The sequence below is a fragment of the Boseongicola sp. genome (assembly GCF_057460485.1).
In genome coordinates, this window is the sequence record NZ_JBVCWP010000263.1 from 1 (window position 1) to 5,292 (window position 5,292).

General features: G+C 56.5%; 6 protein-coding genes and 1 pseudogene. All 7 read left to right on the forward strand.

Annotation, left to right across the window (positions count from 1 at the left end; translation table 11 throughout):
* Positions 1-129, forward strand: a pseudogene (locus AC221Y_RS19790) (fructose bisphosphate aldolase); the annotation flags it as partial.
* 149 nt (positions 130-278) lie between these two features.
* Complete coding sequence (locus tag AC221Y_RS19795) at positions 279-581, forward strand: FtsB family cell division protein (RefSeq protein ID WP_299755437.1); 303 nt, start codon at positions 279-281, stop codon at positions 579-581.
* Between the two features lie 213 nt (positions 582-794).
* Positions 795-1,397: a class I SAM-dependent methyltransferase gene (locus AC221Y_RS19800; protein WP_486708141.1), complete on the forward strand. Its 603-nt coding sequence runs from the start codon at positions 795-797 to the stop codon at positions 1,395-1,397.
* 269 nt (positions 1,398-1,666) lie between these two features.
* Positions 1,667-2,677, forward strand: coding sequence for a pyruvate dehydrogenase (acetyl-transferring) E1 component subunit alpha (gene pdhA, locus AC221Y_RS19805; RefSeq protein WP_299754920.1), 1,011 nt, complete (start codon positions 1,667-1,669; stop codon positions 2,675-2,677).
* 16 nt (positions 2,678-2,693) lie between these two features.
* Positions 2,694-4,058, forward strand: coding sequence for a pyruvate dehydrogenase complex E1 component subunit beta (locus tag AC221Y_RS19810; RefSeq protein ID WP_486708142.1), 1,365 nt, complete (start codon positions 2,694-2,696; stop codon positions 4,056-4,058).
* A gap of 1 nt (position 4,059) precedes the next feature.
* Positions 4,060-4,317 (forward strand): hypothetical protein, encoded by a 258-nt coding sequence (locus tag AC221Y_RS19815; protein WP_299754925.1) that lies wholly within the window; start codon positions 4,060-4,062, stop codon positions 4,315-4,317.
* On the forward strand, positions 4,317-5,292 hold a 976-nt coding region (locus tag AC221Y_RS19820; protein WP_486708143.1), incomplete at its 3' end, for a 2-oxo acid dehydrogenase subunit E2. The genes AC221Y_RS19815 and AC221Y_RS19820, both read left to right, overlap by 1 nt.

The following is a 5,292-nucleotide window of genomic DNA, read 5'->3' on the forward strand; positions in this document are numbered from 1 at the left end:
AACACCGGCATGATAGCATCGTTCAGCCGCGCGCTTAGTGAAGGCCTGTCGGCACGACAGTCAGACGCGGACTTCAACACGACAATCGCAAGCGCCATCGACGAGATTTATCACGCCTCGATTACCTGATAGCGCCGTTTGATGTCAGAATGTACCGCCGCGCCTGAAAGGGGGCGGCGAAATCGTGCTTGGGCCCTAAAAAAGGAATTCCCAGTCCGCGTCGGTTGTGTCACATTATCGAAACAATCGCTCCGTAAGAGAGCAACCAGAGGCAGTAAATGAGCACCACCCCAAAGCGACCCTCAATCGGTGTCGTCGTGTATTTCGCGGCAATGTTTTCGCTTGGGCTGTATTTCACATTTGCCAGCGTGCAGGGAGACTTTGGCTTGTTCCGCCGTGTCCAGATAGATGCCGAAGCCGCCTCCCTGGCTCTTGAGAAAGACCGTCTGGCCGTCGAGGTTGCCAGTCTTGAAAACAAGACAAAGCGGATGTCGGATGACTACCTTGATCTTGATCTCCTCGACCAGCAGGCGCGTGATATTCTTGGCCTGATCCGGTCAGACGAGATTGCATTGAATTAGGGGGCGGGCTGTCAGCTTTGTGGACATTCTGGCGCTTCGCCGAAGTCTTCCGGTCATAGCTTTCGCTATTTTTGCGCTCTTTGATTTCGCGATTGATTGGGCAGGACATGCGGAGAGAGACAAAAACTGGACATAGATTGGACATTGCTCAAGAATTAGCAAAATCTATTTATGAATTTTGAAGCTTCTGCAGGAAATGGCGATGAACCGAGTATGACGCAGGTTTCTGGGGAGTTGCGGGTTGATTTCGTCAGCGGCGCGGTCGCACATCGACTTCGGTTTGGAGGGGGGCGTGGGCAAGCGCTGGCAAAAGCAATGGGATTGCGCGCGGGTAAAACACCAATGATTGTTGATGCAACGGCGGGCTTGGGACGAGACTCATTTGTATTGGCATCGCTGGGAGCACAGGTCGTCATGATCGAACGGTCAGAAAAAATGCATTCTTTGTTGGTTCAAGGCATGGATCAAGCCTTCAAAGAGGGAGGCGAATTTCGCGAGATTATTGGTCGCATGACGCTTCTGAAGGGAGATGCCAAGGATTTGCTGCCTAAGATGCCTTGCGAGGCAATCCTGCTTGATCCAATGCATCCTCCACGTAAAAACTCAGCGCTGGTGAAGCGCGAATTACGGCAAGTTCGCGAGATCGTTGGAGCGGACGATGACGCTGTTGAATTGGTGCGTGTGGCGCTCAAGAACGCGCGAAATCGAGTGGTCTTGAAATGGCCCGCGAAGGTTGATCCGATCAAAGGAATACAGGCGTGCTCCCACCAAATACATGGAAAATCAACGCGTTACGATGTCTTTATGGTAGGGTGAGGAACGCACTACGGGCCGTATTGTTTGGTAAAGGCGCCTGCAACGAAGGTCTGATTTCCGCCGAAAGTGTCGAATGTCCAAGCCGAGCTCACAACGGCCCCTCAGATGAGCAATACTCGCTGGCAATATAAGCACTCGCCCACCCTTGCGCACCGCGCATAACGGCATTTCTGCTCCGCGACGCATTTGCGCGTGCTTTCCGCAAAATCATGGTGTAGGAAATGGTTTAACGCTGAACTATTTTGCACCACCTAGGGAGGAAGTCGTCCATGGCCGCAAAGCGGGCAACGCGCAAATCGAATGTCTCGAAAGAGGAACTCCTGAAATTTTACCGCGAGATGCTGCTTATCCGCCGGTTTGAGGAAAAGGCGGGCCAGCTATACGGCATGGGCCTGATTGGCGGCTTCTGCCACCTCTATATCGGGCAGGAAGCGGTAGTTGTCGGCCTTGAGGCCAACACCGAGGAAGGCGACAAACGCGTCACCACCTATCGCGACCACGGGCACATGCTTGCCTGCGGGATGGACCCGAAGGGCGTTATGGCCGAATTGACCGGCCGCTCGGACGGTTATTCGCGTGGCAAGGGTGGCTCAATGCACATGTTCTCGAAGGACGCAAACTTCTATGGCGGCCACGGGATTGTTGGCGCAAACGTGCCACTGGGTGCGGGACTGGCGCTTTCGGATAAATACAAAGGCAATGACCGCGTGACGTTCACCTACTTCGGGGACGGCGCTGCAAACCAGGGCCAAGTTTACGAGGCCTACAACATGGCCGAAATCTGGGAATTGCCTGTTATTTTTGTCATTGAAAACAACGGCTATGCGATGGGAACCTCGGTCAAGCGGGCGACCAAGTCACCGTCGCTTTGGCAGCGTGGTGCGGCCTACGGCATCGAGGGCGAAGAAGTCGACGGCATGGATGTGCTGGCGGTGAAAGAAGCCGGTGCACGCGCAATCGAATTCTGCCGATCCGGCAAGGGCCCATATATTCTTGAGGTTAAGACTTACCGCTACCGCGGCCATTCGATGTCAGACCCGGCGAAGTATCGCACACGCGAAGAAGTGCAGAAGATGCGCGAAGAGCGTGACGCAATCGAGCAGGTGCGCAAGCGCTTGCTGGAAGGTGACGCGACCGAGGACCAGCTGAAGGCGATCGACAAAGAGATCAAGGAGATCGTGAATGAGGCGGCGGAGTACGCAAAAGAGAGCCCGGAGCCCGATTTGAGCGAGCTTTGGACAGACATTTACGTCGACGCAGACGCGTCGCAGAACGCATAAGGGGAGGATCAACGACATGGCAACTGAAATTCTTATGCCCGCGCTTTCCCCGACTATGGAAGAAGGCACACTTGCAAAATGGCTTGTGAAAGAGGGCGATACCGTTTCGTCCGGAGACATTCTGGCCGAAATTGAAACCGACAAGGCAACGATGGAATTTGAAGCCGTCGATGAAGGCATTGTGGGTAAGATCCTTGTGCCCGATGGCACCGAGGGTGTGTCCGTCAACACGCCAATCGCTGTGATGATTGAGGAAGGCGAAAGCGCCGACCACATTCAGGTCTCGGCTGCTGCGGCTGCGGCTGAAGCCCCTGCCGCAGCCCCTGCCCCAGTGGCAACGGCTCCTGCAGCGCCCAAAGCGTCAGTATCGGTCGAACCCGACTACCCGGACGGCACCGAGATGGTGCCTACAACCGTGCGTGAAGCCCTTCGCGATGCGATGGCCGAAGAGATGCGCCGTGATGACACTGTTTTCCTAATGGGCGAAGAAGTTGCCGAATATCAGGGCGCCTACAAGATCTCCCAAGGCCTGCTGGACGAGTTCGGCGCAAAGCGTGTGATCGACACACCGATCACCGAGCACGGCTTTACCGGCATTGCGGTTGGTGCATCTTGGGGCGGTCTGCGTCCGATTGTCGAGTTCATGACGTGGAACTTTGCAATGCAGGGCATTGACCAGATCATCAACTCGGCCGCCAAGACGCTTTATATGTCGGGCGGCCAGATGGGCTCTCCGATTGTGTTTCGTGGCCCAAACGGGGCAGCGGCGCGGGTTGGTGCACAGCACTCTCAGGATTACGCGGCGTGGTATGCATCTGTTCCTGGGCTTTACGTGGTGCAGCCATATTCGGCAGCAGATGCGAAGGGTCTTTTAAAACAGGCAATCCGCGATCCGAACCCGGTCGTGTTCCTTGAAAACGAGATGATATACGGCAAGTCTTTTGATGTGCCGAAGATGGATGATTTCACGATTCCGTTCGGCAAAGCTCGCATTTGGCGGGAAGGCGAGGATGTGACGATCGTCTCTTGGGGCATCGGCATGAGCTATTCCCTGCAAGCTGCCGACGAACTGGCCAAAGAAGGTATCTCGGCCGAGGTCATCGACCTGCGCACTTTGCGGCCTTTGGACATCGCGACGGTGATCCGCTCGGTTCAAAAAACGAACCGTTGCGTGACGGTTGAAGAAGGCTGGCCGGTTGCGTCGATGTCGGACCATATCGGGTCCGAGATCATGCGCGAGGCGTTTGACTATCTGGATGCGCCGGTACTGGCGTGTACGGGTAAAGACGTGCCAATGCCCTATGCTGCAAACCTTGAGAAGCTGGCGCTGACATCCACAAAGGAAGTCATCGACGCGGTCAAGGCTGTGACGTACCGGTAAGATGGAAGTTCACGGCATCGACATGACCCGCGAAGCCTATCGTATTTCGACCGAGATAAACGGGATCGACGTCCCGGGTTTTGTGCCGGAGGGCTTGGTGATGGAGATGCTGGGGATCAGCCGTCGGCCGGGACATGGCGAGGTCTATGCCTGGCTTGAGAAACATTTCGCGGCTGTTGAGGCCGCGCTGAACAAACGACATTCCGGGTCCGTGCCTAAGCGGCCATTCGACCGGATAACACTTGCGGAGGAAGCCTGATGCCAACCGAAATTCTGATGCCCGCCCTCAGCCCTACGATGGAGGAAGGCACACTTGCCAAGTGGCTTGTGAAAGAAGGCGATACGGTCGCGTCTGGTGACCTTCTGGCCGAAATCGAAACCGATAAAGCGACGATGGAATTCGAAGCCGTAGACGAAGGCGTCATCGGCAAGATTTTGGTGGCCGAAGGGTCCGAAGGCGTTCCGGTGAACACGGCAATTGCGATTTTATTGGAAGACGGCGAAAGCGCCCAAGACATTGGCGCGACGGCTGCGGCCCCTGCTGCGGCAGCGGCGGCCCCTGTGGCACAAGCTGCTCCGGCTGAAGTGGCTCCTCCGGCAGCAGCGCCTCCGGTGGCCCCGGCTGCAGCGGATGGCTCACGCCTGTTTGCCTCGCCACTCGCGCGCCGGATCGCGAAGAACAAAGGTCTCGACCTTGCGCAGATCAAAGGATCAGGCCCCAAAGGTCGGATCGTGAAAGCGGATGTTGAGAATGCAGACGCGACTGCAGCCCCTGCGGCGGCAGCTCCGAAAGCGGCGGCTCCTGCGGCGGCAGCATCGACGGGTCCAAGCACCGAGCAGGTTCTGAAGATGTATCAGGGCCGCGAGTTTGAAGAAGTGAAGCTGGACGGCATGCGCAAAACGATTGCCGCACGCCTGACAGAAGCCAAGCAGACGATCCCGCACTTCTATCTGCGCCGCGATATCAAGCTGGATGCATTGCTGAAATTCCGCGCCCAATTGAACAAGCAATTGGAATCTCGGGGCGTGAAGCTGTCGGTCAACGACTTCATCATCAAAGCCAGCGCGATTGCGCTTCAGCAGGTGCCAGACGCGAACGCTGTCTGGGCCGGTGATCGGACGCTGAAGCTGAAGCCATCGGATGTGGCCGTCGCTGTGGCGATTGAGGGCGGCTTGTTCACTCCGGTTCTGAAAGACGCCGACATGAAGTCGCTGTCGGCTTTGTCGGCCGAGA

Bases quoted from the DNA above. Each gene is read 5' to 3' on its own strand.
- AC221Y_RS19795 (WP_299755437.1), top strand. From the start codon at position 279: ATGAGCACCACCCCAAAGCGACCCTCAATCGGTGTCGTCGTGTATTTC.
- AC221Y_RS19800 (WP_486708141.1), top strand. From the start codon at position 795: ATGACGCAGGTTTCTGGGGAGTTGCGGGTTGATTTCGTCAGCGGCGCG.
- pdhA (WP_299754920.1), top strand. From the start codon at position 1,667: ATGGCCGCAAAGCGGGCAACGCGCAAATCGAATGTCTCGAAAGAGGAA.
- AC221Y_RS19810 (WP_486708142.1), top strand. From the start codon at position 2,694: ATGGCAACTGAAATTCTTATGCCCGCGCTTTCCCCGACTATGGAAGAA.
- AC221Y_RS19815 (WP_299754925.1), top strand. From the start codon at position 4,060: ATGGAAGTTCACGGCATCGACATGACCCGCGAAGCCTATCGTATTTCG.